Below are 24,995 nucleotides of genomic sequence, written 5' to 3'. Positions count from 1 at the left end.
CGCCTCCGGGAAAGGCCGTGCGGCACGCAAACCCGTGCTTAATGGCTTTTACGAATCAGATAGCGGTAGGGCAGCGCCGCGGTTTCTTGCGCCAGCAGCTCATGCTCCATAAAGCGGCAAAAACCCGGAATATCGCGGGTTGTCGCCGGATCGTCGGCGATAATCAGCAGCGTTTCGCCCACCGGCATGGTACGTACGGTCTTACGCACCATCATTACCGGCTCCGGGCAACGCAGGCCCTGAGCGTCCAGAGTGTGGTCAGGGCTGGAGAAAAGTTCGGTCATTTTTATCTCACATCAACAAAACGGCCCTAGTTTACCCCCACTTTTCCGCTACGCAAGTCAGGTTAACGTTTGCGCGAAAAACAACCATTGCAATACCCGCTCAACGCAGTATCATTCTGCCGCTTCAAACTGGTACTCGCGCGTTGGCAAGCCACGGCACGAGTATTGATTTATTGGGTTCCCTCACCCCAACTCTCTGGTCCTGAATCATTCGAGTTGCAGAAAGGCGATACCGCAGTGAATTCCCGAGGGCTTACCCAGGTAAGCGACTGGAATACACGAGGAGAGTCAACGCATCTGCAGTCTGAAGGATAACGGGCATAAAAAGGTCACAATATGAATCCGTTTACAACGTCACAGCGTCAAAAAGCGCTGGTCTGGCTTTCTCTTTTTCATTTGCTGGTTATCACCTCCAGCAACTATCTGGTGCAGCTCCCGATCACCATTTTTGGTTTTCATACCACCTGGGGCGCATTCAGCTTTCCGTTTATCTTCCTCGCCACCGATCTGACGGTGCGGATTTTCGGCGCGCCGCTGGCACGACGCATTATCCTGGCGGTGATGGTCCCGGCGCTGCTGATCTCCTATGGCATCTCGTCCCTGTTTTATATGGGCGAGTGGCAAGGCTTTGCCGCGCTGACCCACTTTAACCTGTTCGTCGCCCGTATCGCCGCCGCCAGTTTCATGGCCTACGCGCTGGGCCAGATCCTCGATGTCCACGTCTTTAACCGCCTGCGGCAAAACCGCCGCTGGTGGCTGGCGCCGACTGCCTCGACCCTGTTCGGCAACGTCAGCGATACCCTGGCCTTTTTCTTCATCGCTTTCTGGCGCAGTCCGGACCCGTTTATGGCAGCGAACTGGGGAGAAATCGCGATTGTCGACTACAGCTTCAAGGTACTGATTAGCATTGTTTTCTTCCTGCCGATGTATGGCATGTTGTTGAATATGCTGCTGAAAAAACTGGCAGATAAATCTGATTTATCCGCATTGCAGCCAGGTTAAGAGTACTCGCAGGTTGATGTGATAAGATAAGCGAATGAGCCGTTAATGGCCGTTTATCGAAAGGAAGATGTCAATGCGCAATTTGGTTAAATATGTCGGTATTGGCCTGCTGGTTATGGGGCTCGCGGCCTGTGATAACAGCGACACAAAAACGCCGACTGCCGGGGCAGCTGCGGAAAGCAACGCCAGCGGACAAACTATCAGCCTGCTGGACGGTAAGCTGAGTTTTTCCCTGCCAGCAGGAATGACCGATCAGAGCGGCAAGCTGGGTACCCAGGCCAACAACATGCACGTCTATTCTGACGTCACCGGACAGAAAGCGGTGATCGTGATTGTTGGCGACAGCACCAATGAAGAATTGAGCGTGCTGGCTCAGCGCCTGGAAGATCAGCAGCGCAGCCGCGATCCGCAGCTGCAGGTTGTCACCAATAAATCGATTGATATCAAAGGCCACACGCTGCAGCAGTTGGACAGCATCATCTCCGCCAAAGGCCAGACCGCCTGGTCTTCCGTGATTCTCGGCAAGGTTGACGATAAGCTGCTGACCCTGCAGATCACGCTGCCGGCAGACAACCAGCAGCAGGCGCAAAGCGCGGCTGAAAACATCATCAACACCCTCGTCATCCAGTAACTACTGGCCTGACGTAGCGGCCTCCGGCGCCACCGCCGGGGGCCGTTTTTTTAACCGCCAGCTCAACAACAGCGCCACCGCCACCAGCCCCGCCGCCGCCAGATAAATGGTGGAAATCCCGGCCCATGCCATCAGCAGCCCGGCCAGCGGCCCGGTGATGCCTAAAGACAGATCCATAAATACCGTATAGGTCGCCAGCGCCGAGCCCTGATTTTGCTGCGGCACCGCCTTCACCGCCACCACCCCCAGCGCAGGGAAGACCAGTGAAAAACCGGCGCCAGCGAAGAAGGTCCCGACTTTGGCGATCGGCGAAGTTTCAGCCAACCCCACCAGCAGAAGTCCGACAATCTCAACGCTAAAGCACAGCATCGCGACGTTCAGTCCCCCCAGACGATTAATGCCATTAGGGAACAGCAGACGCGTACCAACAAACGCACAGCTAAATAACGTCAGCGCAAACGCCGCGCCGTCCCAGCCTTTGGCGTCGTAGAACAGGGTAATAAACGTCGCGATCGTGCCAAACCCGGCGGAAGCCAATGCCAGCGCCATCCCATACGGCCAGACCCGGCCCAGCACGGCGCGAAACGTCATCGCTTTACCCTTCGTTGCTCTGACCGCCGCCCTCGGCAGCGCACACAGAATAGCGACCAGCGCCACGGCCATAATCGCCCACGCCAGCCCCGGCAGTCCGACAAGGGAATAACAGAGCACGCCGAGCGGCGCCCCCATCGCCATCGCCCCGTAAGTCACGATACCGTTCCACGAAATAACCCGCCCGATATGCAGCGAGCCCACCACGCCCACCCCCCATAGCGTTGAACCGGTGCCGGCAAAGCTTTGCCCGATGCCGAGAATCACGCGACCGAGGCACAGCAGCGCCAGGCTAAAGATCGGCCAGCCGCTGCCGACGGCCGCCAGCAGATAGCTCAAACCGCTGAGAAAACAGCCGCACAGCCCGAAGATCACGATCTTTTTCGGTCCAAGAAGATCGGCGTAGCGTCCGGCATGAGGGCGGCTGAGGAGAGTGGCAAAATACTGCAGGCTAATGACCAGGCCGGCCCAGAACGCGCTAAATCCCATCACATCATGGACATAGCCCGGCAGAACGGCCAACGGCAGGCCAATTGTCAGGTAGCTGGCAAAATTAAACATCACAACGGAGACAATCCGCAGATTAAGGCGCACGCCATTCAGCGCCGGTTCGTCAACGGGTTCGGGCATGGGGGTCCACCAGACTTTTACAACAGTGTTTCACTATTACCACGTCGTCTGCTCAAAAGCAGCCCGCGGCGCAGAAATTCGCGCGCGACGGGCCGCACGATCAACCTCAGCATCGGGTACAGCTTCTGCCAGCAAGGACTGCTACAGGGCAACTGGCGTTCAGTTTCGCTTCGCCATGGGGGAATGTTTGTGTCGCTAGCCGGAACCGGCCGGCAAGAGAGCCGCATTGGTCAGGAACGAATGTAAATAGCCGAAGGCGGCATCGGTGAGGAGCCAGGATCGCCCGGGAACACAGATAACCCGATAGCCGGAGTGAATGGGCCTGGTCAACACATGCGCAACCGGATGTCTAAGGCATATTTATTTAAATACCGTCAGCGATATACCTGAATATCCCCCGCGAATTAACTGTCTGGCGAATAATAATGTCGTTGGTATAAGCTTCGGAAATTCCCGCTATGCCGTTAAAATTCAACCTCATAAAACCATTCATTATCACTCATTACTGCTGGTGGCCTCGCTCGCTATCCTTTATGATGAAAACCGTCGCATCATTAAGACAACACGAAAATCCATACCGGATATTTATCCGGAACTTTCTGGTGGCCGACATTCATTTTTAACGTCAGCCATTTCATTGTATTACCGGTAATTTGACAGGGAGTGTTCATGAAAAAGTATGTGCAGTGGTTCGCCGCTATTGCGGTTGCAGGCGCGTTGGCCGGCTGTGCGCGCACCGCGCCGGTTGAGCAAATCCGGACCACCGTGAGTGCCGGTCATACTGAGGCTCAGGTGAAACAGGCCATTCTGCGGGCCGGCGTGCAGCGCCAGTGGATCATGTCGCAAACCGCGCCTGGCGCGATCGCCGCGCGTCAGCAGGCTCGCGACCATGTCGTTGAGGTCCGTATTAATTACTCCGCCAGCGGTTATTCTATTCACTACGTCAGCAGCAGCAATATGCTGGCCTCCGGTGGGAAAATCCATAAAAACTATAACCGCTGGGTCCACAATCTGGATAAAGATATTCAGGTAAATTTAGCCGCTGATTCAAGCCTGTGATTGTCCTCGTCATCCCATCATTGATTCAGGAGTCAGCGCGCAAATGCTGACTTCTGAAGAGGCACAGGATCAGAGACTATTCTGATGCTCGACAGGATTCGGCATTATCCTATGTATTCGTTTGCCACCCGGTAGAATATGTGGCGGAAATGTCAGAGTCAGGTCACTGACCTGTTGATGGAATAACAGAATATCTCTCTCAGGCGCGAATAGTTGCCATAATAAATTGCGCTGGCATAGGAAAATATCGAAAATACGCCCTGACTTCGCCGCATAAATTGCCATGCGGTGAATATGCTTGCCGATATGCCCTCAGACTCACCCTGAGGCCGGATATCCGGTCGGCAAAAAGCGGAACGGTAAACAATCCAGGCCGGTAATGCGCCGTTGGTCAAGGCGTTAGCCATACTGTATACGCGTGCCACAACAAAAATAAAAAGTGCCGTTAAAAAATGGCGCTAAGATCACCGATTTATCGCGGATACGCGTTGATGAAATTTGCACTAAACATAGTTGACTGGCAGGGCAGAGCCCCGGGAATGAGCGAAGCGACACAGTGGCAGCAATGGTCACGGCATCCGCACGCCTTCGATCCCTCAGCCCCACAGGCAAAATTAACCGAATTACCGATGATGACCGCCAGACGCCTTAGCTCCGGCAGTAAACTCGCCGTTGAGTGCGGGCTGGCAATGCTGCGCCGTCATCAAATCGACGCCATACTGTACACCAGCCGCCACGGCGAACTTGAACGCAATTATCGTATTCTCCACGCCCTGGCGACGCAGCAGGCCATCTCCCCGACCGACTTTGCCCTGTCCGTCCATAACTCGGCGGTGGGGAATCTGACCATTGCTGCACAGCGGCCGATCGTTTCCTCCTCTCTGTCGGCCGGGCGGGATACCTTCCAGCAAGGGCTATGCGAAGTCATGTGCCTGCTGCAGGCGGGCTATCAGCGGGTATTAATGGTGGATTTCGACGGCTACCTGCCCGAGTTCTACCATCCGCAGCTATCGCCAGAAATGCCAACCTGGCCCTATGCGCTGGCGCTGGTGATTGAAGCCGGGGCGGCATTGCGCTGCGCCACCCGTCGCAGCGCACCGTCCGCAGAGAGCGCGCTGCCGCAAAGCCTGTTATTTTTACAACACTATTTGCAGGACAGCCCGGCCTTTACCCTGCCCGGCGAGCGCGTGCAGTGGCAATGGAGTCGCACATGAGCCCTCTGCTGGCACGTCTGAACCGAGTCTGGCGGGGAGCCATGACCGGCGTCTGTTTCGCCTTGTTCGGTCTTGGTGGACTGCTGCTGTCTCTCATCTGGTTCAACCTGCTGCTGATAGTTATCAGGAACAAACCCCGTCGCCGCCGTCTGGCGCGGCGCAGCATTGCCGCCAGCTTCCGCCTCTTTTTGGCGGTGGTCAGAGCCGTCGGCGTGCTGGATTACCGCATTGAAGGCGGTGACATTCTACGCCAGGAGCGCGGATGTCTGGTGGTGGCCAACCATCCCAGCCTGATCGACTACGTGATGCTGGCGTCGATCATGCCGGAGACCGACTGCATGGTAAAAAGCAGCTTGCTGAAGAACCCGTTCGTCAGCGGCGTGATTCGCGCGGCGGATTATCTGCTTAATGACCAGGCGGATTCGCTGCTGCCCGCCAGCCTGAACCGCCTTCAGCAGGGTGATACCATTTTAATTTTCCCCGAAGGCACGCGGACGCGCCCCGGTGAGCAGATGACGTTGCAGCGCGGTGCGGCCAATATTGCCGTGCGCTGCGCAAGCGATTTACGGGTCGTGACAATCCGCTGCAGCGAACACATGCTTGGCAAGCAGTGCAAATGGTACGATGCGCCGCCCAGCAAACCTCTGTTTACGATTGAGGTGCGGGATCGGATACGTATCAACCAGTTTTTCGATGCCAGCTCACAGACGCCATCGCTGGCGGCACGGCAGCTAAACCGGCATCTTTTGCTTCAATTACAATCAGGTACTACGCCTACTTCAGGAATTAATGATGCAAGCGCTCTATCTTGAAATTAAAAATCTCATAATTACTACGTTGAATCTGGAAGAACTGTCGGCTGACGACATTGACACCGATGCGGCACTCTTTGGCGATGGCCTGGGTCTGGACTCCATCGACGCCCTGGAGCTAGGGCTGGCGGTAAAAAACCGCTATGGCGTGGTGCTCTCCGCCGAAAGCGACGAGATGCGCCAGCATTTCTTCTCCGTTGCCACCCTGGCCGCGTTTATCGACGCTCAACGTACCTGAGGCTCGCCCCATGACTGAATCACATGATATTTATGCCGACGTCTCGGCACTGCTGGTTAAGCTGTTTGAAATCGATCCTGAGGATATCAAACCGGAAGCGCGGCTGTACGAAGACCTGGAGCTGGATAGTATCGACGCGGTCGATATGATCGTCCACCTGCAGAAGAAAACCAGCAAGAAAATCAAAGCAGAAGAATTTAAAGCCGTGCGCACCGTGCAGGATGTGGTTGATGCCCTCGAACGCCTGTCCCGGGAAGCCTGATCCGCATGTCGGGGGCACTTTCACGCAAGGGTATTCTGCTGCTGACAAGCCTGCTCCTGCTGGCCTGGCCTTGTGTTATCTGGCTGGGCCTCGCGCATAACAGCCTGCGCTGGCTGCTTCCTTTAATGGCGCTGCTGCTGTATTTACGCCTGCGCCAGACCCGGCGTCAGGCGGGTCCGCTGCGTATCGTCACCCAGGTGGTTGCGCTGGCGGGGATCGTCCTGTGCGTGGCCAGCACGCTGTTGAAAACGCACCAGCTGCTGCTGTTTTACCCGGTGGTGGTCAACGCCGTGATGCTGGCTGCGTTCGGCGGTTCGCTGTGGACAACCATGCCGCTGGTGGAACGCCTGGCCCGCATACAAGAGCCTCACCTCCCCGCCGCCGCCGTGCGCTATACCCGTCGGGTCACGCAGATCTGGTGCCTGTTTTTTATCGTCAATGGCAGTATCGCCCTCTTTACGGCGCTGTACGGTGATATGGCGCTCTGGACCGCATGGAACGGCATGATCGCCTATCTGCTGATTGGCGCGCTGATGGCCGGAGAGTGGCTGGTACGCCGTCGGGTGATTAAGCGAGAATCCTCATGATGCCGCCTCTTTCTGTGGTCCGCTGGCTGAGTACCCCGCGTTCGGCCGACACCCTCGTGGCCTGGCGAGGCGACCAGGTTTGGACCCTGGGCCATCTGCGCGATGACGTTGCGCACTGCGTGGAGCGGCTGCAGCAGCACCAGGGTCAACGCTGGGCGCTCTGTTTTGACGACAGCTATCTGTTTCTGGTCGCGCTGCTGGCCACGCTGCATGCCCATAAAACGCCGGTGATCCCGGGGCATAGCCGCCTCTCTCAACTGGAAGAGCAACGCGCGCTGTTCGATGGCGTGCTCAGTGAAAAGCCTCTTGGCTGGAGCGGCCCGACATGGGTCATCAGCCGTTCCCGACGCCCTCCCGCGCAGACGGTCACCTTCCACCAGTTGGCTGATGACGCCACCATTGAGCTGTTCACTTCCGGTTCGACGGGGCAGCCGAAGCGAATGATCAAATCGCTGGCCGTTCTCGACCGCGAGGCTGAACTGCTGGCCACGCGCTTTGCCGACCGGCTGGCCGGCTGTCGTATTGTCGCTTCGGTGGCGCCCCAGCATCTTTACGGCCTGACCTTTCGCATTTTCCTGCCCATGGCGCTCGGCCTGCCGCTAGATGCGGCCATGCTGAATTATGCCGAACAGCTCAGCGCGCTGGATCCCCGGCATCGCTATGCGTTTATCAGCAGCCCGGCCTTTTTGAAGCGCCTTGACCCCCGACTGACCCCGCCGCCGGTGGCAATCCTGTTCTCTGCCGGCGGAGTACTGCCCTGGGAACAGGTGACCGGAGCAGCCGACTGGCTTAAATGCTGGCCGGATGAGATTTACGGCAGTACCGAAACCGGCATCCTTGCCTGGCGTTGCCGCGAGCAGGAATATGGCGACTGGCGGCCTTTCCCCGGGGTCAAACTTCTCCCCGAGGGCGAAGCGTTTCGCGTATTTTCGCCGCTGATTGCCGAGCGAGATGGTCTGTTACTCGACGATACCCTGCAACTCACCGCCGACGGACACTTTCGCCTGACCGGGCGCCGTGGACGGGTGGTTAAAATTGAAGAAAAGCGGATTTCGCTCAGCGAAATTGAACAGCGCCTGATGGAACTGGAGGGGATTCGCGACGCGGTGGCTTTACCCGTCAGCCGCGGTGGCCGACAGGCCATCGGTGTCCTGCTGGTGCTCAATGACCATACCCGTCAGCAGTGGCTGTCCGCCAGCAAACCCCTTGAGCAGGCGTGGCGGCGAGCGCTTCGGCCAACGCTTGAGCCGGTCGCCATTCCCCGCTACTGGCGCAGTATCGACGAGATCCCGGTGAACAGCATGAATAAGCGCGTGTATGCGCAATTACAGGAGTTATTTCATGAAACCCCATGAAATTAAAGGGAATCAGGCGCATCAGCAACAGGTTGAGATTGTCTTGTACCTCGATCCTGGCCTTTTCTGGTTTAGCGGCCATTTTGCCATACAGCCGCTGCTGCCCGGCGTTGCCCAGCTGGACTGGGTAATGCATTACGCCACCACGCTGCTGGCGCCAGGCTGGCGGTTCCACAGCATTCAGAACGTCAAATTCCAGGCGCCGCTGCTGCCGGATGCGACCGTCACGCTCACCCTGCACTGGCAGGAAGCGCGCCAGATACTCACTTTCAACTATCAGCGCCACGATGGCGAAGCGCGGCATACCGCCAGCAGCGGGAAAATCCGTCTATGTCAGTAACCTTCGCGCCCTGTGTGGTGATCCCTTGCTACAACCACGGCGCGATGATGCCCCAGGTGCTGGCCCGTTTACGGTCCTGCAATCTGCCGTGCATCGTGGTCGACGATGGCAGCGACGCGCCGACGCGCCGGGTGCTGGAACAACTGGCGGCGCAGGAGCCCGGGTTGACGCTGATTCGCCTGACGGAAAATGCCGGCAAAGGCGCGGCGGTGATCCGCGGCCTACAGGCCGCAGCCGCGGCGGGTTTCAGCCACGCCGTGCAGGTGGATGCCGACGGGCAGCACGCCATTGAGGATATTCCGCAGCTGCTGGCTCTCGCGCAAGCGCACCCGGCCGCGCTGATCTCCGGGCGGCCCGTTTACGACGACACCATTCCCCGATCGCGCCTCTATGGCCGCTGGATTACCCACATCTGGGTGTGGATAGAAACGCTCTCGCTCCAGCTGAAAGACAGCATGTGCGGCTTTCGCGTCTACCCGATTGCGCCGACGCTACAGCTGGCGCAGCGCGTGGCGCTGGGTAAACGAATGGATTTTGATACCGAGGTCATGGTGCGTCTCTACTGGCAGGGCAATGACAGCCATTTTGTGGCGACCCGCGTGACCTACCCCGCGGACGGGCTGTCTCATTTTGATGCGCTAAAGGACAACTGTCGCATCTCCTGGATGCACACTCGCCTGTTCCTCGGCATGCTGCCGCGTATCCCTTCCCTGCTGTTTCGCCGTCGGGCAAGCCACTGGGCGCAGCAGCAGGAGCTCAAAGGGCTGTGGGGAATGCGTCTGATGCTGCTGGTCTGGCGGCTGCTGGGGCGTAGGGCGTTTTCGTGGCTGCTCTACCCGGTGGTGGCCGTCTACTGGCTGACCGCGCACCGCGCCCGTCAGGCCTCGCAAAACTGGCTCTCCCGCGTGCGCGCGCAGCTTAGCGCCCGTCAGCAACCGCTGCCCGCGCACCTCAACAGCTATTGCCATTTTCTGCGCTTTGGCGAGGCGATGCTCAACAAAATCGCCGGCTGGCGCGGCGAATTACGCTTCGGACGCGATGTGGTTTTCGCCCCCGGAGCGGAAGACGCGCTCAGCCACACCACGCCAGGCGGCAAGCTCTTACTGGCCTCCCATCTCGGCGATGTCGAGGCCTGCCGGGCGCTGGCGCAATTGCAGGGCGGTCAGGTCATTAACGCGCTGGTGTTTAGCGATAACGCCCGCCGCTTTAAACAGATCATGGAGGAGATGGCGCCGCAGGCCGGGATCAACCTGATGCCGGTGACCGATATCGGCCCGGAGACCGCGATGCTGCTCAAAGAGAAGCTGGAGCGTAACGAATGGGTGGCTATCGTCGGCGACCGCATCGCCGTGACGCCCCAGCGCGGCGGCGAATGGCGCGTCTGCTGGAGCAAATTCATGGGGCAGCCCGCGCCTTTCCCGCAGGGGCCGTTCATTCTGGCGTCGATCCTGCGCTGTCCGGTGCAGCTGATTTTCGCGCTGCGCCAGCAGGGCAAACTGCATATCCATTGCGAACCCTTCGCCGACCCGCTGACGCTGCCTCGCGCAGAACGCCAGGCGGCGTTACAGCATGCCATTGACCGCTATGCAAAGCGCCTTGAGCACTACGCGCTGCAGTCGCCGCTGGACTGGTTCAATTTTTTCGATTTCTGGCAGCTGCCGGATGCCAAAGAGAAGGAGTAAAGGGTGCTGAACGATCCCCGTTTTACTGCCGAGGTAGAGCTGACCGTACCGTTTCACGACGTCGATATGATGGGCGTGGTGTGGCATGGCAACTACTTTCGCTACTTTGAGATTGCCCGCGAGGCGCTGCTTAATCAGTTCAACTATGGCTACCGCCAGATGAAAGAATCCGGCTATCTCTGGCCGGTGGTGGATACCCGGGTGAAATACCGCGACGTGCTGACCTTTGAACAACGTTTTCGCGTGCGTGCCCGGATAGAAGAGTACGAAAACCGGCTGCGCATCGGCTATGAGATTTTTGCCGCCGACAGCGGAAAACGCACCACCACCGGCTATACCATCCAGGTCGCCGTGGAGGAGAAGAGCCGTGAGATGAGCTTCGTCAGCCCGGATATCCTGTTTGAGCGCATGGGGGTGAAGCCATGAGATGGTGGCCCCTGCTGGCGCTGCTGATTAGCCCGTTGGTCAGCGCCCTGACGCTTGACGATCTGCAGCAGCGCTTTACCGAACAGCCGGTGATCCGCGCCCACTTCGATCAAACCCGTACCATTAAGGATCTGCCGCAGCCGCTGCGATCCCAGGGCCAGATGCTGATCGCCCGCGACCAGGGGCTGCTGTGGGATCAGACCGCACCGTTCCCGATGCAGCTCCTGCTGGATGATAAACGGATGGTACAGGCGATCGGCGGCCAGCCGCCGCAGACGATCACCGCCGAGAACAACCCGCAGATGTTCCAGTTCAACCATCTGCTGCGCGCGCTGTTTCAGGCCGACCGTCAGGTGCTGGAGCAGAACTTCCGCGTTGAGTTTGCCGATACCGGCGAAGGGCGATGGACCCTGCGCCTGACGCCGAAAACCACACCGCTGGATAAAATCTTCGCCACCATCGACCTGGCTGGCCAGCGCTACCTGGAAAATATTCAACTCAATGATAAACAAGGCGATCGTACCGATATCGTCCTCTCTCAACATCAACTGACGCCCGCGCAACTGACCGATGACGAACGACAACGATTTGCTGCACCGTAACCGCCGGAGCATCGCGCTGCTGTGGGGCTGCGCCTGCCTGCTGATGCTGGGCGTTCTGCTGACGCTGCTGCCGCAATCGCGGGTCAACAGCAGCGTGCTGGCGATGTTGCCGAAGCAGACCCTTGGCGCGATTCCCCCGGCCCTGAACGATGGCTTTATGCAGCGGCTGGACCGGCAGATAGTCTGGCTGGTGAGCCCCGGCAAGCAGGCCGGTCCTCAGGCGGCAGGCGAATGGCTCACTCTCCTTCAGCAATCGCACGCTCTCGCAGAGGTGAAAGGCCCGATGGATGCCGCCAGCCAGCAGGCCTGGGGAACATTTTTCTGGCAGCACCGCAACGGGCTTATCGATGATGCTACCCGCGCCCGCCTGCAAAACGGCGGCGCGGCGCAGGCGCAGTGGGTCCTCTCCCAGCTCTACTCCGCCTTCTCCGGCGTCAGCGGCAAAGAGCTGCAAAACGATCCGCTGATGCTGATGCGCGGCTCGCAGCTGGCGATGGCGCAAAACGGCCAGCGTTTGCAGCTCAAAGATGGCTGGCTGGTGACCCAGGATAAGCAGGGAAACGACTGGTATCTGATCCACGGCGAGCTGGCCGGATCCTCATTCGATATGCAGCAGACGCACCGCGTCGTGACGACCCTCGCGGAGCTGGAAGAGCAATTAAAAGCGCGCTACCCGCAGGCACAGGTGCTCGCCCGCGGGACGGTGTTTTACAGCGACTACGCCAGCCAGCAGGCAAAGCAGGATATCTCCACCCTCGGTATCGCCACGCTGCTTGGCGTGATCCTGCTTATCGTTGCGACTTTCCGTTCGCTTCGTCCGCTGCTGCTGTGCGTAATTTCCGTTGGCATTGGCGGGCTGGCGGGCACCGTCGTCACACTGCTGCTGTTTGGCGAACTGCATCTGATGACGCTGGTGATGAGCATGAGCATTATCGGTATCTCCGCCGACTATACGCTGTACTATCTCACGGAACGAATGGTCCACGGGCATGATGCCACGCCGTGGCAAAGCCTTGCCAAAGTCCGCCGCACGTTGCTGCTGGCGCTGCTGACGGCCGTGGTGGCCTATCTTATCATGATGCTCGCCCCCTTCCCCGGTATTCGTCAGATGTCGGTGTTCGCCGCCGTCGGACTGAGCGCCTCCTGCCTGACGGTGATTTTCTGGCATCCGCTGCTGTCCCGCGGTCTGCCGGTTCGCCCGGTGCCGGCGATGGGGCTTATGCTTCGCTGGCTGGCGGCATGGCGACGCAACAAAAAACTGTATATTGGCCTGCCGCTGACGCTGGCGCTCTTATCGCTGGCCGGTATCGCCACCCTGCGGGTCGATGACGATATTTCACAGCTCCAGGCGCTGCCGCAGCATCTTCTGGCCGAAGAAAAAGCGATCGTCGCCCTGACCGGCCAGAGCGTGGATCAGAAATGGTTCGTGGTCTACGGTGCGACGCCGCAGCAGACGCTGGAGCGGCTGGAGGCCTTTACTCCTGCCCTTGCCCAGGCGCAACGTCAGGGGATGCTCAGCGGTTATCGCACGCTTCCGCTCAATTCGCTGGCCCGTCAACGCCAGGATCTGGCGCTGCTCAACGCGGCGGCCCCGGCGGTCACCGCCGCGCTGCAAAACGCCGGGCTCAAAACGGTCGATGCCGATCTTTCCGCCATGCCGGTCACGGTCGATGACTGGCTTGCCAGCCCGGCCCGCGAAGGCTGGCGCCTGCTGTGGCTGACGCTGCCAGGGGGCGAAAGCGGGGTGCTGGTTCCGGTTGACGGCGTGAAAACAAGCGCGGCGCTACGGGCCCTGAGTGAAAAACAGCCCGGCGTCGCGTGGGTAGACAGAAAAAGTGCCTTTGACGAACTGTTTACTCTCTATCGCCATATTTTGACGGGGCTGCTGGTGGTTGCGCTGGCGGTCATCGCCTGTGGCGCCATATTGCGTCTCGGCTGGCGCAAAGGGTCGATCGGCCTGCTGCCCTCCGTGCTGTCATTAGGCTGCGGGCTGGCGGCCCTCGCCTTCAGCGGCCACCCGGTGAATCTGTTTTCACTGCTGGCGCTGGTGCTGGTGCTGGGGATTGGTATCAACTACACCCTGTTTTTCAGCAACCCGCGCGGAACGCCGCTGACGTCACTGCTGGCGATCATCCTCGCCATGATGACCACCCTGTTGACCCTCGGCATGCTGGTCTTCAGCGCCACCCAGGCCATCAGCAGTTTTGGCATTGTGCTGGTCAGCGGTATTTTCACCGCTTTCCTGCTCTCCCCGCTGGCGATGCCCGGTAAAAAAGAGAAAAAAAGACGATGATTAAACACAGACTCCGGTGCGCCGCGGCGCTGGCCGCCACCTTCATCCTCGCCGGGTGCAGCCACTCGTCGAGCCCCATGCAAGGGCGACCGCAGGCATGGCTGGAGCCGGGAACCCGCGTGACGTTACCGGCGCCGGGCATCACCCCGCCGCTGAATGCCCAGCAGCTGCTTACCGGGCGTTTTCACGGCCAGACTCAGTCGCTGCTGGTGATGCTCAACGCGGATGAGCAAAAAGTCACGCTCGCCGGTCTCTCATCGATGGGGATCCGCCTGTTTCTTGTGACCTATGATGAAAAGGGGCTGCACACCGAGCAGTCTATCGTGGCCCCGCAGCTGCCGCCGGCAAGTCAGGTGCTGGCCGATGTGATGCTCAGCCACTGGCCTGTCGCCGCCTGGCAACCGCAGCTGCCGGGCGGCTGGACCCTGACCGACACCGGCGACCGCCGCGAGCTACGCAACGCCAGCGGCCAGCTGGTGACGGCGATCGTCTACCTGAACCGGCATGGTAAGCGCGAGCCGATCAGCATTGAGCAGCGGGCCTTTAAATACCACATCACCATTCAATATCTGGGTGACTGAGATGATCTACATTTCTGCTGTCGGCATGATCAATGCGCTGGGCGACAACTGCGATGAAATCGCCGCGAATCTGACGCGCGGTGTTGCCCCCGGCATGCGCCCGCGTGCGGGCTGGCTAGAGGGACAGCCCGCAGCGGTACTCGGCGGCGTGGATGCCGTCCTGCCTGCCATTGCCGATGATTTTGCGGCCCACCGTTCGCGCAATAACCAGCTGCTGCTGGCGGCGCTGACCCAGATTCGTCCCCAGGTCGATGAAGCCATCGCGCGCTTCGGCAGCGACAGAGTCGCGGTGGTGCTTGGCACCAGCACCTCCGGCCTCGACGAAGGTGATATTCACGTGGCGGCCTCGCTTAACGGCGGGGCCAGCGCTGGCTGGCAATATCCGCAGCAGGAGCTGGGCGATCCTTCGCGTTTTCTGAGCCACTGGCTGGCGCTGGACGGCCCGGCGTTCACCCTCTCCACCGCCTGCTCCTCCAGCGCCAGGGCCATGATCAGCGGGCGACGGCTGATTGAAGCCGACCTTGCCGACGTCGCGATTGTCGGCGGCGCCGATACGCTGAGCCGGATGCCGGTGAACGGTTTTCATAGCCTGGAGTCCCTCTCGGTGACGCGATGCCAGCCTTTTGCCCGCGACCGCTGCGGGATTACCATCGGTGAAGGGGCGGCGCTGATGCTATTGACGCGCGAGCCGCAGCCTATCGCACTGCTGGGCGTCGGCGAATCAAGCGATGCGCACCATATTTCGGCCCCGCATCCACAGGGCGAAGGCGCCATCCGCGCCATTACCCAGGCGCTTGACGATGCCGGCATCACCGCCGGGGCGGTGGGCTACATCAACCTGCACGGCACCGCCACGCCGCTTAACGATCGGGTGGAGTCGCAGGTCGTGCAGCAGCTGTTCGGCGACACCGTGCCGTGCAGCTCAACCAAACACCTCACCGGACATACTCTCGGCGCCGCCGGGATCACCGAAGCGGCAATCGGGATGCTGATTTTGCAGCGTCATTTGCCACTGCCGGCCCAGGATTTCAGCCTCTCGCCGCGCGACCCGGCGCTGGCGGAGTGCGGTATTATCGCCACGGCGCAGCCTCTTGAACGCCCGGTGATTTTGTCCAACTCATTTGCCTTTGGCGGCAACAACGCCAGCATTTTGCTCGGGAGAGTTTCATGAGCCATTACCTGACGCCCGGCGCCTATCTGCCGCACGATGCCCCGATGCTGCTGCTCGAAGAGATGCTGGAGGTGACCGAGGAAACGGCCGCCTGCCGCGTGACCGTCGCCTCCGGGGGCGTACTGACGCCGTTTCTTGATGCCAACGGCGATCTGCCGGGCTGGTTTGCGCTGGAGCTGATGGCGCAGACCATTGGCGTCTGGTCCGGCTGGCATCGTCAGCAGAAAAACCTGGACAACATCGCCCTCGGTATGGTGCTGGGAGCCAGAGAACTGGTATGCGCCGCCGGCGTTCTGCCTGCCGGGCATACGCTGACCATCGCAGTCAGCTTATTAATGCAGGATGAACGTTTCGGTAGCTTCGAATGCACCATCTGCTGCGGGAATGACACGCTGGCAACGGGCCGCATCAACACCTTCCAGCCCACCCAGGAAGAGTTAACGACGCTTTTTAATCAGGGAGAGAAACCATGAGTCGTTCCGTATTAGTGACCGGTGCCAGCAAGGGTATCGGGCGTGCCATCGCCTGCCAGCTGGCGGCCGATGGCTTTATTGTCGGCGTCCATTACCATCGTGACGCAGAGGGCGCGCAGGAGACGCTGAAGAGCCTCCGCGCCGCCGGGGGAGCAGGCCGGACATTGAGTTTTGATGTCGCCAACCGTGAACAGTGCCGCGAGGTGCTGGAGCAGGAGATCGCGACTCATGGGCCGTGGTACGGCGTGGTGAGCAATGCCGGCATTACCCGGGATGGCGCCTTCCCGGCGCTCAGCGACAACGACTGGGATGCGGTGATCCACACCAATCTCGACAGTTTTTATAACGTCATTCAGCCGTGCATCATGCCGATGATCGGCGCCCGTCAGGGCGGACGGATTATCACGCTCTCTTCGGTGTCAGGTGTCATGGGCAACCGCGGGCAGGTTAACTACAGTGCCGCCAAAGCGGGCATTATCGGCGCGACCAAAGCGCTGGCCATTGAGCTGGCAAAACGCAAGATCACCGTCAACTGCATTGCCCCTGGGCTGATTGATACCGGGATGATCGCCATGGAAGAGACCGCCCTCAAAGAGGCGATGTCGATCGTTCCGATGAAACGCATGGGTCAGGCCGAAGAAGTCGCCGGACTCGCCAGCTATTTGATGTCGGATATTGCGGGCTATGTGACGCGTCAGGTGATTTCCATCAATGGAGGTATGCTATGACTCGTCGCGTCGTCATTACCGGCATGGGCGGCGTCACCGCCTTCGGTGAAAGCTGGCAGGCGGTATCCGCCAGACTACAGGCCTACGAGAACGCCGTGCGCGCAATGCCGGAGTGGCAAATCTATGATGGTCTGCATACGCTACTCGGCGCGCCTGTCGACGATTTCACCCTGCCAGAGCACTATACGCGCAAGCGTATTCGCGCCATGGGCCGCGTCTCGCTGATGTCCACCCGCGCCAGCGAACTGGCGCTGGAACAGGCCGGACTGATTGGCGAGGCGGTTCTCACCAATGGCGAAACCGGTATTGCCTACGGTTCCTCTACCGGCAGCACCGGTCCGGTCAGCGAATTCGCCACCATGCTGACGGAAAAGCATACCAATAACATCACCGGCACTACCTACGTCCAGATGATGCCGCACACAACCGCAGTGAACACCGGCCTGTTCTTCGGCCTGCGCGGGCGGGTCATTCCCACCTCCAGCGCCTGCACCTCCGGCAGCCAGGCGATTGGCTATGCCTGGGAGGCGATTCGTCACGGCTATCAGACCATCATGGTGGCCGGCGGCGCTGAAGAGTTGTGTCCGTCGGAAGCCGCTATTTTCGATACGTTGTTCGCGACCAGCCAGCGTAACGATGAGCCGAAAACCACACCGTCGCCGTTCGATGAAGCCCGTGACGGACTGGTGATTGGCGAAGGCGCCGGCACCTTTGTGCTGGAAGAGCTGGAGCATGCCAAAGCCCGAGGGGCGACGATTTACGGTGAAATCATCGGCTTCGCCACCAACTGCGACGCGGCGCATATTACCCAGCCGCAGCGGGAAACCATGCAAATCTGCATGGAGCAATCGCTCAGAATGGCCGGTTTAAGCGCCGAGGATATTGGCTATATTTCGGCGCACGGCACGGCGACCGATCGCGGTGATATTGCCGAGAGCCAGGCCAGCGCGGCCGTGTTTGGCGACCGCGTTCCGATCTCTTCGCTAAAAAGCTATTTTGGCCATACCCTGGGCGCCTGCGGGGCGCTGGAAGCCTGGATGAGCCTGCACATGATGCGGGAGGGTTGGTTTGCCCCTACGCTCAACCTGCGCCGTCCGGACCCACAGTGCGGCGAGCTGGATTACATTATGGGCGAGAGCCGGCGGATCGACTGCGAATTTATTCAGAGTAATAACTTCGCCTTCGGTGGGATCAATACGTCAATCATTATTCAGCGCTGGCCCTGATATGTATCGACTTTTTCTGGGAAAAATCTCGACGTTAAGCACCCGGCCTCTGCCGCAGAACCTCGCGGCTCAGGCGCCGCAGGGCAGTCGTCGCGCAAGCTGGCTGGCGGGTCGGGTCCTGTTGGCGCAGGCGGTGTCGCCGCTGCCTGAGATTATTTACGCTGAACACGGTAAACCGGGGTTCTCCGGCGAGACGGGGCTGTGGTTTAACCTCAGCCACAGTGGCGATGATATCGCCCTGCTGCTCAGCGATGAAGGCGAGGTCGGCTGCGATATCGAAGTGATTCGCCCTCGCCCCAACTGGCGCAGGCTGGCTAACGCCGTATTCAGTCTCGGGGAGCATGCGGAGGTCGAAGCGGAGCATCCGGAACGGCAGCTCGACGCCTTCTGGCGTATCTGGACACGCAAAGAAGCGATGGTTAAGCAGCGCGGCGGCAGCGCCTGGCAGATTGCCAGCGTCGACAGCACACGCGGCGCGACGCTCCCGGTCAGTCAGATTCAGCTTGCCGATCTGAGTCTGGCGGTCTGCACGCCAACGCCGTTTGCGTTGAGGGCCGACAGGATTCGCTGACTCAGGCTTTACGCTTCGCCGGCCAGAAGATTGTCAGCACGCCGGCGATGATAATCAGCACCCCCAGCAGGGAACGCCAGTGGAAAGGCTCATGCCAGCCGGGCAACCAGATGGCGGCGGCCCAGACCAGAATGTAGCTAAGGCTGAGCAGCGCGTAGGCTTTAGCCAGCGGCAGCTGGTGCAGCGCAAAGTACCAGCAGACCATCGACAGCAGGTAGCCGCTCAGCCCCAGACCCAGGCCGATAGTTCCGGCACGCAGGTGTAGAAGATGATTGAGAAACGCGAACAGGTCACTCAGCGGCGGCAGCTCAACCATCGCCCCGCGCAGCAGAAGCTGTGCGGCGCTGACCAGCCCGACGCTGAATAACGCCCAGATTAACCCCATCAGACGCTACTCCCGAGCACCACGATGCCAACCACAATCAGCCCTACGCCGACCCAGTGCCGCCGGGCTACCGGCTCGCGCCAGATCCCCCAGGCCGCTAACGTCACCCAGACAAAATTGAGGCTCAGCATGGGATAGGCCACACTCACCGGAATGGATTGCAGCACGCTCAGCCACAGCAGCATACCGCCGCCGAGCGCCAGGAGCGCAAGGCCCAGCCAGCCGAGAATATGGCGACCGCGCCGCCGTGATTTAGACGGGCGCGTCGCCTGTTTCTGGCACAGCTGCCCGGCGCAGCTTAACAGGCTCGCCAGCGCCAGGCAGATCCAGGTACTCATTGCGGCAGATACTGGAGAAACACAACCCGCTCTAACACATAGCTGCTGTCAGGTTTCGGTAGCGGTAAATCGGCCATGTTTTCTCCTTTATCCATCAACAGCACCAGCGATACCGGTCCTTCCTGGCGATGCGCTGCCAGCCAGCTGGCAAACTCACTCTGGCTCACAAAGCCATTCTTCGCATCCGGCCAGTCTAAACCGTACTTCAGTTCGCCCTGCTTGTCATACATGATGATATCGTTGCGCTTGAGTTCCCACGCCAGACCCGCGGCAATGCCAACGTTGTTGCTCAGCACATAGCGGCTTGGCGCCAGCGATTCACCAATAATATCGACCATGAACTGCGGCTGCTTACTATCAATCACCCGGTCAGGAATAGCAAAGCCAATCAGCAGCGCCAGCCCCAGGGGACAGCAGGCGGCTAATGTCCAGCGACGACCGTTATCTTTCATCGCCAGCCAGCCCATCAGCGCCCAGACGGCAAACGCAATCGCCGCCAGCAGACATTTATACAGCTCGATCTGCGTCCAGACCGGTTTATGCATCACGCCCCACGGCGACACCACCAGCACGGCAATCAGGCCAACCAGACCAAAGACAAGGTTGATGAGGCCGTTAATGCGCAGCGCTTTCGCTCCCGCCTTCGCCGCATCCAGCGCATAGCGTGCCATCAGAATCGATAGCGGCCCGAAGCACGGCAGAATGTAGGTCGGTAGTTTCCCTTTGGCGATGCTGAAAAACAGGAACGGCATCGCCACCCAGCCAAGCAGATACAGCGCGCCGCGCACGTCATCGCGCTCGCTCCAGCCGCGCTTCAGCGCCCCGGGCAGCAGCGCCAGCCACGGCAGGCTTCCGGCGAGCAGGAACGGGATGTAATACCAGAACGGCGCCTTGTGCTGGGCATCTTTTTCGGCAAAGCGTTGAATATGCTCCACCCAGAAGAAATAGCGCCAGAAGTCCGGTTCGCGTTTGGCGATAGCCAGGCCCCAGGGCAGCACCGTCAGGATACAGACGCCCACCGCCAGCCAGCCGTAGGTCAGCACTTCACGCCAGCGTTTCTGGGCAATCACCCACGGCAGGACCCCGACAACCGGCACCGCCAGCGCCAGGAAGCCTTTGGTCATCACCCCCATTCCACAGGCCACCCCCAGCAGCGCGTAGCCGATGAGTTTACCGTTTCGGGTCTGCGCCTGAGCGGCGCCCCAGAAACTGCACATCGCCAGCGCCATCCACAGGGTGATCATCGGGTCCAGCACCGCATAGGTGCCAATAGCGTAAACCAGCAGAGCGGTCAGGAAGATCACGGCGGACAGAATCGCCACCCGTTTGTCCTGCCAGATTCGCCATGCCAGCCACGCAATCAGCAGCGCGGTGACGCTAATGGAGAATACCGAGCCAAAGCGTACGGCAAAGTTATTGTGACCAAACAACCACTGCCCGATGCTGTTAATCCAGTATCCGGCAATCGGTTTTTCAAAATAGCGCAGCCCGAGAAAATGCGGCACCACCCAGTCACCGGACGCCAGCATCTCGCGGCTGATCTCCGCATAGCGCGTTTCATCAGGCTGCCAGAGCAGGCGGAAATTCAACGGAAGTAGATAATACAGCGCAAATAACACCACTAAAGAGACGCTATAACGAATGCTTTTCATACGTCCTGACTCAATAATTGTTCACGCCCAAGCCAGCCTTCCCGGCCAGCCAATTCACCGCGAACCACTTTACCCAGCGGCAGCTCGCTAAAATCTGCGGGCAGCAGTTGGCTCAGCGGGCAAAACTGGATTTCTTCCTGTGCGGCCATCGTCAGCAGTTCATCAAACTGCCGGGCAAAGGCAATTCCTTCCACTTCAGCATGAATGGTGTAGACCGGCGTACCGCTATCCTGATGAATACAATCCAGAAGATAGCGATTGAAGCCCCCGGCATCGACGCTACTGCCGACCACTTCATCCCAGGTAGGCAGCGTAACGGGGATCTGCACCGTACCTGTCACCTTGTCGCCCAGCAACGGCAGGAAGGGACGCGAGCCCCGGCAGTCGCTGTTGTAGAGGAAATTGAAGGACTCTTTGGCTTTAATCACCCGCTGATCCGCGCGCCAGCCCGCCACGGCGGAACAGGTGACCGAACGGCCGATGATCCGCTCCAGCTCGAGCAGGCCACGTTCGACCTCCAGCGCCAGCCGCTCCTGTGGCCAGACGCCGCTCCATGCCTGCCAGCTGTAATGATCCCAGGCATGCAGACCCACTTCATGCGTCTGCGCCGTCGCACGGATAACCTCTTCATTACCCGCGCCAATCCGTCGCCCAGGCCAGGCGGTGCCGGCCAGCAAAATATCCCAGCCGTACAGCGAAGCGGCGTTTGAACGCAGCATCTTCCACAGAAACTTCGGTTTTATCAAGCGCCATAAATGACGCCCCATATTGTCCGGCCCAACGCTGAAGAAGAAGCTTGCCTGAACCCCGTGCTGGCCCAGCAGGCTCAACAGGCGCGGTACCCCGTCCCGGGTACCGCGAAAGGTATCGACATCTATGCGTAAGCCGACCTGTTTCATGATGTCTTATCGTCCACCAGCTCAACCGTGCGCAGGAAGAAGTCGAGCGTATGCTCCACGGTTTCTTCCATCGGAACCGTCGGCGTCCAGTTCAGGCAGCGCTTCGCGTTACGAATGCTCGGCTTACGATGCTCCACATCCTGATAGCCCTTACCGTAGTAATCGCTGCTCTCGACGTCGCGGAAACCGGCGAACGGCGGGAAGTTATTGCGCAGCGGATGACGCTCGAAGCACGCCAGCAGCATCTCCGCTAGCTCTTTGATGCTGGCTTCGTTTTCCGGGTTACCGATGTTGATAATCTGCCCGTCGCAGCGGCCGTCTTTGTTCTCAATAATGCGGAACAGCGCTTCGATACCGTCGCTAATATCGGTGAAGCAGCGTTTTTGTTTACCGCCTTCGATCAGCTTGATCGGCGAACCTTCAACCAGGTTCAGGATCAGCTGAGTAATCGCACGAGAGCTGCCGATACGCGCGGCGTTCAGGTTATCCAGACGTGGTCCCATCCAGTTAAACGGGCGGAACAGGGTGAAGCGCAGACCGGACTTGTCGCCATAGGCCCAGATAACGCGGTCGAGCAGTTGCTTCGATACCGAGTAAATCCAGCGCTGTTTGTTGATCGGGCCGACCACCAGGTTTGAGGTGTCTTCATCGAAGTTTTTGTCGGTGCACATGCCGTACACTTCGGAGGTCGACGGGAAGATAATGCGCTTATCGTATTTCACGCAGTCGCGGATAATCTTCAGGTTCTCTTCGAAGTCCAGCTCGAACACGCGCAGCGGGTTGCGGGTATATTCGATTGGCGTCGCGATGGCCACCAGCGGCAGTACCACGTCGCATTTCTTAATGTGGTATTCGATCCACTCGGAGTGAATGCTGATATCGCCTTCAACGAAGTGGAAGCGCGGGTTGCCGAGGAAACGACTGATCGCGTCCGACCCGATATCCAGGCCATAGATTTCATAGTTGTCGTCGGCGAGCAGGCGCTCGGTCAGGTGGTTGCCGATAAAACCGTTCACGCCAAGGATCAGCACGCGGGTACGACGTTTCATCGCCACAACCGGTTTGCTGCTCAGTACCGCACCGGATACCAGCCCCAGCGCCTGCGCCAGCTGCGTACCCTGCATGTAAACGCCGCGCTCGGTTTGACCGGTTACGATCTCCAGCGCGCCATCCTGACAAGCGACCACCAGCGGAGAGGTCGACATCACCGTTCCAGGCTTCGCCGCTGCCAGGTCCTGACGCACGCGGGATTTCCAGACGATAAATTTATTCGCGCCCACATAGCCAAACGCCCCCGGCCACGGATCGGAAACCGCGCGGACCAGGTTATGCAGCGTCAGCGCAGGTTTGTCCCAATCGAGACGGCCATCTTCCGGCGTGCGGCGCCCAACGTAGGTGGCCTGGCTTTCATCCTGGGCACGAGCCTGGATTTTATCTTCACGAATCGCCGGCAGAGCCTGGTTTAGCAGCTCTGACGCCGCGGCGCACAGCTTGCGATGCAGGCTCAGCGCGACATCATCAGCACCGATAGCCACCGTCTGCTGCGCCACGATATCGCCGGCATCCGCACGGCTGACCATGCGATGCAGGGTCACGCCGGTTTCCGTTTCACCGTTAACCAGCACCCAGTTCAACGGCGCGCGGCCGCGATATTGCGGCAGCAGAGAACCGTGCAGGTTGAAGCCGCCTTTTGGCGCAAGGCTGAGGATATCGTCGCCCAGCATGTTGCGATAGTAGAAAGAGAACAGTACGTCCGGCTTCATGTCGCGGATGCGTTCAATCCACAGCGGGTGGTTAACATCTTCTGGTGCCCACACCGGGATACCTTGTTCAGCAGCAATACGCGCAACCGAGCCAAAGAAATGGTTTTCGCCAGGGTTATCCGGATGGGTGAAAATAGCGGCGATTTCATACCCGGAATCCAGCAGAGACTGAATGCCAGCACAACCCATATCGTGATAAGCGAAGACTACAGCTTTCATGAACGATCTTCCTCTTGAGACGCCGTTTCCGGCTGACGAACAACACGTTGAATAAAGTAGCGGGGACGGGCGCGGACATCGTTATAGATGCGTCCGATATACTCCCCGAGCAGCCCCATGCCGACAAACTGCGCTCCGATGAACATGAACAGTACGGCAAACAGCATGAACACCCCTTCCGCCGCCCACTGCGGGCCAAATACCAGTCGCAGGAACACCAGCAGGAAGGCGAAAGCGAAGCCCAGCAGGGCAATCACGCTGCCAAAGACGCTAAGCAGACGCAGCGGCGTGGTGGTCAAACAGGTCACCAGGTCGTACATCAGATTAATCAGGCGCATAAAGCTGTATTTGGAATCGCCAAATTCACGTTCCGCGTGCATCACCGGGATTTCGACCGCCCGGCGGGCAAAGGTATTTGCCAGAATCGGGATAAACGTACTGCGCTCATGGCAATTGAGCATTGCGTCAATAATGTGGCGACGATAGGCGCGCAGCATGCAGCCGTAGTCCCCCATCGCTTTACCGGTGGTACGTTGAATCAGGCGGTTGATCATCTTCGACGCGCTTTTGCGGAAGAAGGTATCCTGGCGGTTCTGCCGAACGGTACCGACCACGTCGTAACCTTCGTCCGCCTTCGCCACCAGGCGCGGGATCTCTTCCGGCGGGTTTTGCAGGTCGGCATCAAGGGTAATAATCAGATCGCCGGTGGCATGGCTGAAGCCCGCCATAATGGCCGAGTGCTGGCCATAGTTGCGGTTAAGCAACACCGCGACCACATGGCTGCCCTCGGCTTCTGCCGCCTCGGTCAACATACGGGCAGACTCATCGCTGCTGCCATCGTCGACCAGCAGAATCTCATACTGGCGATCCAGCGTCGCGCAGGCGGCATCCGTACGGCGAATCAGCTCGGGCAGGCTCTCCTGTTCGTTATAAACCGGAATAACGACCGAGACTTTTTTCACGGGTGGGTAAGTAAACATA

The 24,995-nt window shown here is 59.5% G+C and carries 29 protein-coding genes; 21 read left to right on the top strand and 8 right to left on the bottom strand.

Annotated features, from left to right (window positions below):
* Positions 1-38: 38 nt before the first annotated feature.
* Positions 39-284 carry a sulfurtransferase TusA gene (tusA, locus tag GRPL_RS0125540; RefSeq protein ID WP_004868581.1) on the bottom strand — a complete coding sequence of 82 codons (246 nt, stop codon included), beginning with the start codon at positions 282-284 and terminating at the stop codon, positions 39-41.
* A gap of 336 nt (positions 285-620) precedes the next feature.
* Between tusA and GRPL_RS19590 the strand changes: the two genes are divergently transcribed.
* Positions 621-1,286, top strand: a complete 666-nt coding sequence (locus GRPL_RS19590; protein ID WP_032696925.1) for a 7-cyano-7-deazaguanine/7-aminomethyl-7-deazaguanine transporter — start codon at positions 621-623, stop codon at positions 1,284-1,286.
* Between the two features lie 73 nt (positions 1,287-1,359).
* Positions 1,360-1,917 carry a DcrB family lipoprotein gene (locus GRPL_RS19595; protein WP_032690403.1) on the top strand — a complete coding sequence of 186 codons (558 nt, stop codon included), beginning with the start codon at positions 1,360-1,362 and terminating at the stop codon, positions 1,915-1,917.
* Here the strand turns inward: GRPL_RS19595 and GRPL_RS19600 are convergent, their stop codons facing one another.
* Positions 1,918-3,138, bottom strand: coding sequence for an MFS transporter (locus GRPL_RS19600; RefSeq protein ID WP_032696926.1), 1,221 nt, complete (start codon positions 3,136-3,138; stop codon positions 1,918-1,920).
* A 316-nt stretch (positions 3,139-3,454) separates the two neighbouring features.
* Here GRPL_RS19600 and GRPL_RS27990 point away from each other — a divergent pair, with 316 nt between their 5' ends.
* The 19 genes from GRPL_RS27990 to acpT all read left to right on the top strand — a co-directional run bounded on the left by GRPL_RS27990 (position 3,455) and on the right by acpT (position 18,758).
* A complete protein-coding gene (locus GRPL_RS27990) occupies positions 3,455-3,790 on the top strand; it encodes a hypothetical protein (RefSeq protein ID WP_127624801.1) in 336 nt (111 codons plus the stop codon).
* Between the two features lie 17 nt (positions 3,791-3,807).
* Complete coding sequence (locus GRPL_RS19605) at positions 3,808-4,197, top strand: hypothetical protein (protein ID WP_032698631.1); 390 nt, start codon at positions 3,808-3,810, stop codon at positions 4,195-4,197.
* A 491-nt stretch (positions 4,198-4,688) separates the two neighbouring features.
* Positions 4,689-5,411, top strand: coding sequence for a beta-ketoacyl synthase chain length factor (locus tag GRPL_RS19610; RefSeq protein ID WP_032698629.1), 723 nt, complete (start codon positions 4,689-4,691; stop codon positions 5,409-5,411).
* The gene (locus GRPL_RS19615; RefSeq protein WP_032690399.1) at positions 5,408-6,223 is read left to right on the top strand and encodes a lysophospholipid acyltransferase family protein; all 816 of its coding nucleotides are present in this window, start codon (positions 5,408-5,410) and stop codon (positions 6,221-6,223) included. The genes GRPL_RS19610 and GRPL_RS19615 overlap by 4 nt, the downstream gene beginning before the upstream one ends.
* The gene (locus tag GRPL_RS19620) at positions 6,204-6,461 is read left to right on the top strand and encodes a phosphopantetheine-binding protein (protein ID WP_004868598.1); all 258 of its coding nucleotides are present in this window, start codon (positions 6,204-6,206) and stop codon (positions 6,459-6,461) included. Before GRPL_RS19615 ends, GRPL_RS19620 begins: the two co-directional genes overlap by 20 nt.
* Positions 6,462-6,471: 10 nt before the next feature.
* Complete coding sequence (locus GRPL_RS19625; protein ID WP_004868599.1) at positions 6,472-6,723, top strand: acyl carrier protein; 252 nt, start codon at positions 6,472-6,474, stop codon at positions 6,721-6,723.
* A gap of 5 nt (positions 6,724-6,728) precedes the next feature.
* The gene (locus GRPL_RS19630; RefSeq protein ID WP_032690398.1) at positions 6,729-7,310 is read left to right on the top strand and encodes a COG4648 family protein; all 582 of its coding nucleotides are present in this window, start codon (positions 6,729-6,731) and stop codon (positions 7,308-7,310) included.
* On the top strand, positions 7,307-8,665 hold the full coding sequence (locus GRPL_RS19635; protein WP_032698627.1) for a class I adenylate-forming enzyme family protein: 1,359 nt from the start codon (positions 7,307-7,309) through the stop codon (positions 8,663-8,665). Before GRPL_RS19630 ends, GRPL_RS19635 begins: the two co-directional genes overlap by 4 nt.
* Positions 8,652-9,005: an ApeI family dehydratase gene (locus GRPL_RS19640; protein WP_032696931.1), complete on the top strand. Its 354-nt coding sequence runs from the start codon at positions 8,652-8,654 to the stop codon at positions 9,003-9,005. Before GRPL_RS19635 ends, GRPL_RS19640 begins: the two co-directional genes overlap by 14 nt.
* A complete protein-coding gene (locus GRPL_RS19645) occupies positions 8,996-10,687 on the top strand; it encodes a glycosyltransferase family 2 protein (RefSeq protein WP_032698625.1) in 1,692 nt (563 codons plus the stop codon). Before GRPL_RS19640 ends, GRPL_RS19645 begins: the two co-directional genes overlap by 10 nt.
* Positions 10,688-10,690: 3 nt before the next feature.
* Positions 10,691-11,113 carry an acyl-CoA thioesterase gene (locus tag GRPL_RS19650; protein ID WP_004868610.1) on the top strand — a complete coding sequence of 141 codons (423 nt, stop codon included), beginning with the start codon at positions 10,691-10,693 and terminating at the stop codon, positions 11,111-11,113.
* Positions 11,110-11,715, top strand: coding sequence for a LolA family protein (locus GRPL_RS19655; RefSeq protein ID WP_032690394.1), 606 nt, complete (start codon positions 11,110-11,112; stop codon positions 11,713-11,715). Before GRPL_RS19650 ends, GRPL_RS19655 begins: the two co-directional genes overlap by 4 nt.
* Positions 11,684-14,008, top strand: coding sequence for an MMPL family transporter (locus GRPL_RS19660; protein ID WP_032698624.1), 2,325 nt, complete (start codon positions 11,684-11,686; stop codon positions 14,006-14,008). Before GRPL_RS19655 ends, GRPL_RS19660 begins: the two co-directional genes overlap by 32 nt.
* Positions 14,005-14,589, top strand: a complete 585-nt coding sequence (locus tag GRPL_RS19665) for a DUF3261 domain-containing protein (protein WP_032690392.1) — start codon at positions 14,005-14,007, stop codon at positions 14,587-14,589. The genes GRPL_RS19660 and GRPL_RS19665 overlap by 4 nt, the downstream gene beginning before the upstream one ends.
* A gap of 1 nt (position 14,590) precedes the next feature.
* Positions 14,591-15,760, top strand: coding sequence for a beta-ketoacyl-[acyl-carrier-protein] synthase family protein (locus GRPL_RS19670; protein WP_032698622.1), 1,170 nt, complete (start codon positions 14,591-14,593; stop codon positions 15,758-15,760).
* Complete coding sequence (locus GRPL_RS19675; protein ID WP_032698620.1) at positions 15,757-16,233, top strand: hotdog family protein; 477 nt, start codon at positions 15,757-15,759, stop codon at positions 16,231-16,233. Before GRPL_RS19670 ends, GRPL_RS19675 begins: the two co-directional genes overlap by 4 nt.
* A complete protein-coding gene (locus GRPL_RS19680; protein WP_032690389.1) occupies positions 16,230-16,961 on the top strand; it encodes a 3-ketoacyl-ACP reductase FabG2 in 732 nt (243 codons plus the stop codon). Before GRPL_RS19675 ends, GRPL_RS19680 begins: the two co-directional genes overlap by 4 nt.
* A complete protein-coding gene (locus tag GRPL_RS19685; protein WP_032698619.1) occupies positions 16,958-18,187 on the top strand; it encodes a beta-ketoacyl-ACP synthase in 1,230 nt (409 codons plus the stop codon). Before GRPL_RS19680 ends, GRPL_RS19685 begins: the two co-directional genes overlap by 4 nt.
* A gap of 1 nt (position 18,188) precedes the next feature.
* On the top strand, positions 18,189-18,758 hold the full coding sequence (gene acpT / locus GRPL_RS19690) for a 4'-phosphopantetheinyl transferase AcpT (protein ID WP_032698617.1): 570 nt from the start codon (positions 18,189-18,191) through the stop codon (positions 18,756-18,758).
* A 1-nt stretch (position 18,759) separates the two neighbouring features.
* On the opposite strand, the gene arnF is transcribed toward acpT, so the two are convergent.
* From arnF to arnC, 6 genes are read right to left on the bottom strand one after another with little or no spacing between them, the layout of a single operon-like run.
* A complete protein-coding gene (gene arnF, locus GRPL_RS19695; RefSeq protein WP_032690386.1) occupies positions 18,760-19,143 on the bottom strand; it encodes a 4-amino-4-deoxy-L-arabinose-phosphoundecaprenol flippase subunit ArnF in 384 nt (127 codons plus the stop codon).
* The gene (arnE, locus tag GRPL_RS19700; protein WP_004868642.1) at positions 19,143-19,481 is read right to left on the bottom strand and encodes a 4-amino-4-deoxy-L-arabinose-phosphoundecaprenol flippase subunit ArnE; all 339 of its coding nucleotides are present in this window, start codon (positions 19,479-19,481) and stop codon (positions 19,143-19,145) included. Before arnE ends, arnF begins: the two co-directional genes overlap by 1 nt.
* Positions 19,478-21,133: a lipid IV(A) 4-amino-4-deoxy-L-arabinosyltransferase gene (gene arnT, locus GRPL_RS19705; RefSeq protein WP_032696939.1), complete on the bottom strand. Its 1,656-nt coding sequence runs from the start codon at positions 21,131-21,133 to the stop codon at positions 19,478-19,480. Before arnT ends, arnE begins: the two co-directional genes overlap by 4 nt.
* Positions 21,130-22,032: a 4-deoxy-4-formamido-L-arabinose-phosphoundecaprenol deformylase gene (gene arnD / locus GRPL_RS19710; protein WP_032696940.1), complete on the bottom strand. Its 903-nt coding sequence runs from the start codon at positions 22,030-22,032 to the stop codon at positions 21,130-21,132. Before arnD ends, arnT begins: the two co-directional genes overlap by 4 nt.
* Positions 22,029-24,014 carry a bifunctional UDP-4-amino-4-deoxy-L-arabinose formyltransferase/UDP-glucuronic acid oxidase ArnA gene (gene arnA, locus GRPL_RS19715; RefSeq protein ID WP_032698615.1) on the bottom strand — a complete coding sequence of 662 codons (1,986 nt, stop codon included), beginning with the start codon at positions 24,012-24,014 and terminating at the stop codon, positions 22,029-22,031. Before arnA ends, arnD begins: the two co-directional genes overlap by 4 nt.
* The gene (gene arnC, locus GRPL_RS19720; protein WP_032698613.1) at positions 24,011-24,994 is read right to left on the bottom strand and encodes an undecaprenyl-phosphate 4-deoxy-4-formamido-L-arabinose transferase; all 984 of its coding nucleotides are present in this window, start codon (positions 24,992-24,994) and stop codon (positions 24,011-24,013) included. The genes arnA and arnC overlap by 4 nt, the downstream gene beginning before the upstream one ends.
* Between the last annotated feature and the right edge of the window lies 1 nt (position 24,995).

Origin of the sequence: Klebsiella planticola ATCC 33531, assembly GCF_000735435.1 — a bacterium.
GTDB lineage: Bacteria > Pseudomonadota > Gammaproteobacteria > Enterobacterales > Enterobacteriaceae > Klebsiella > Klebsiella planticola.
This window is presented reverse-complemented; position numbering and strand designations above follow the sequence as displayed.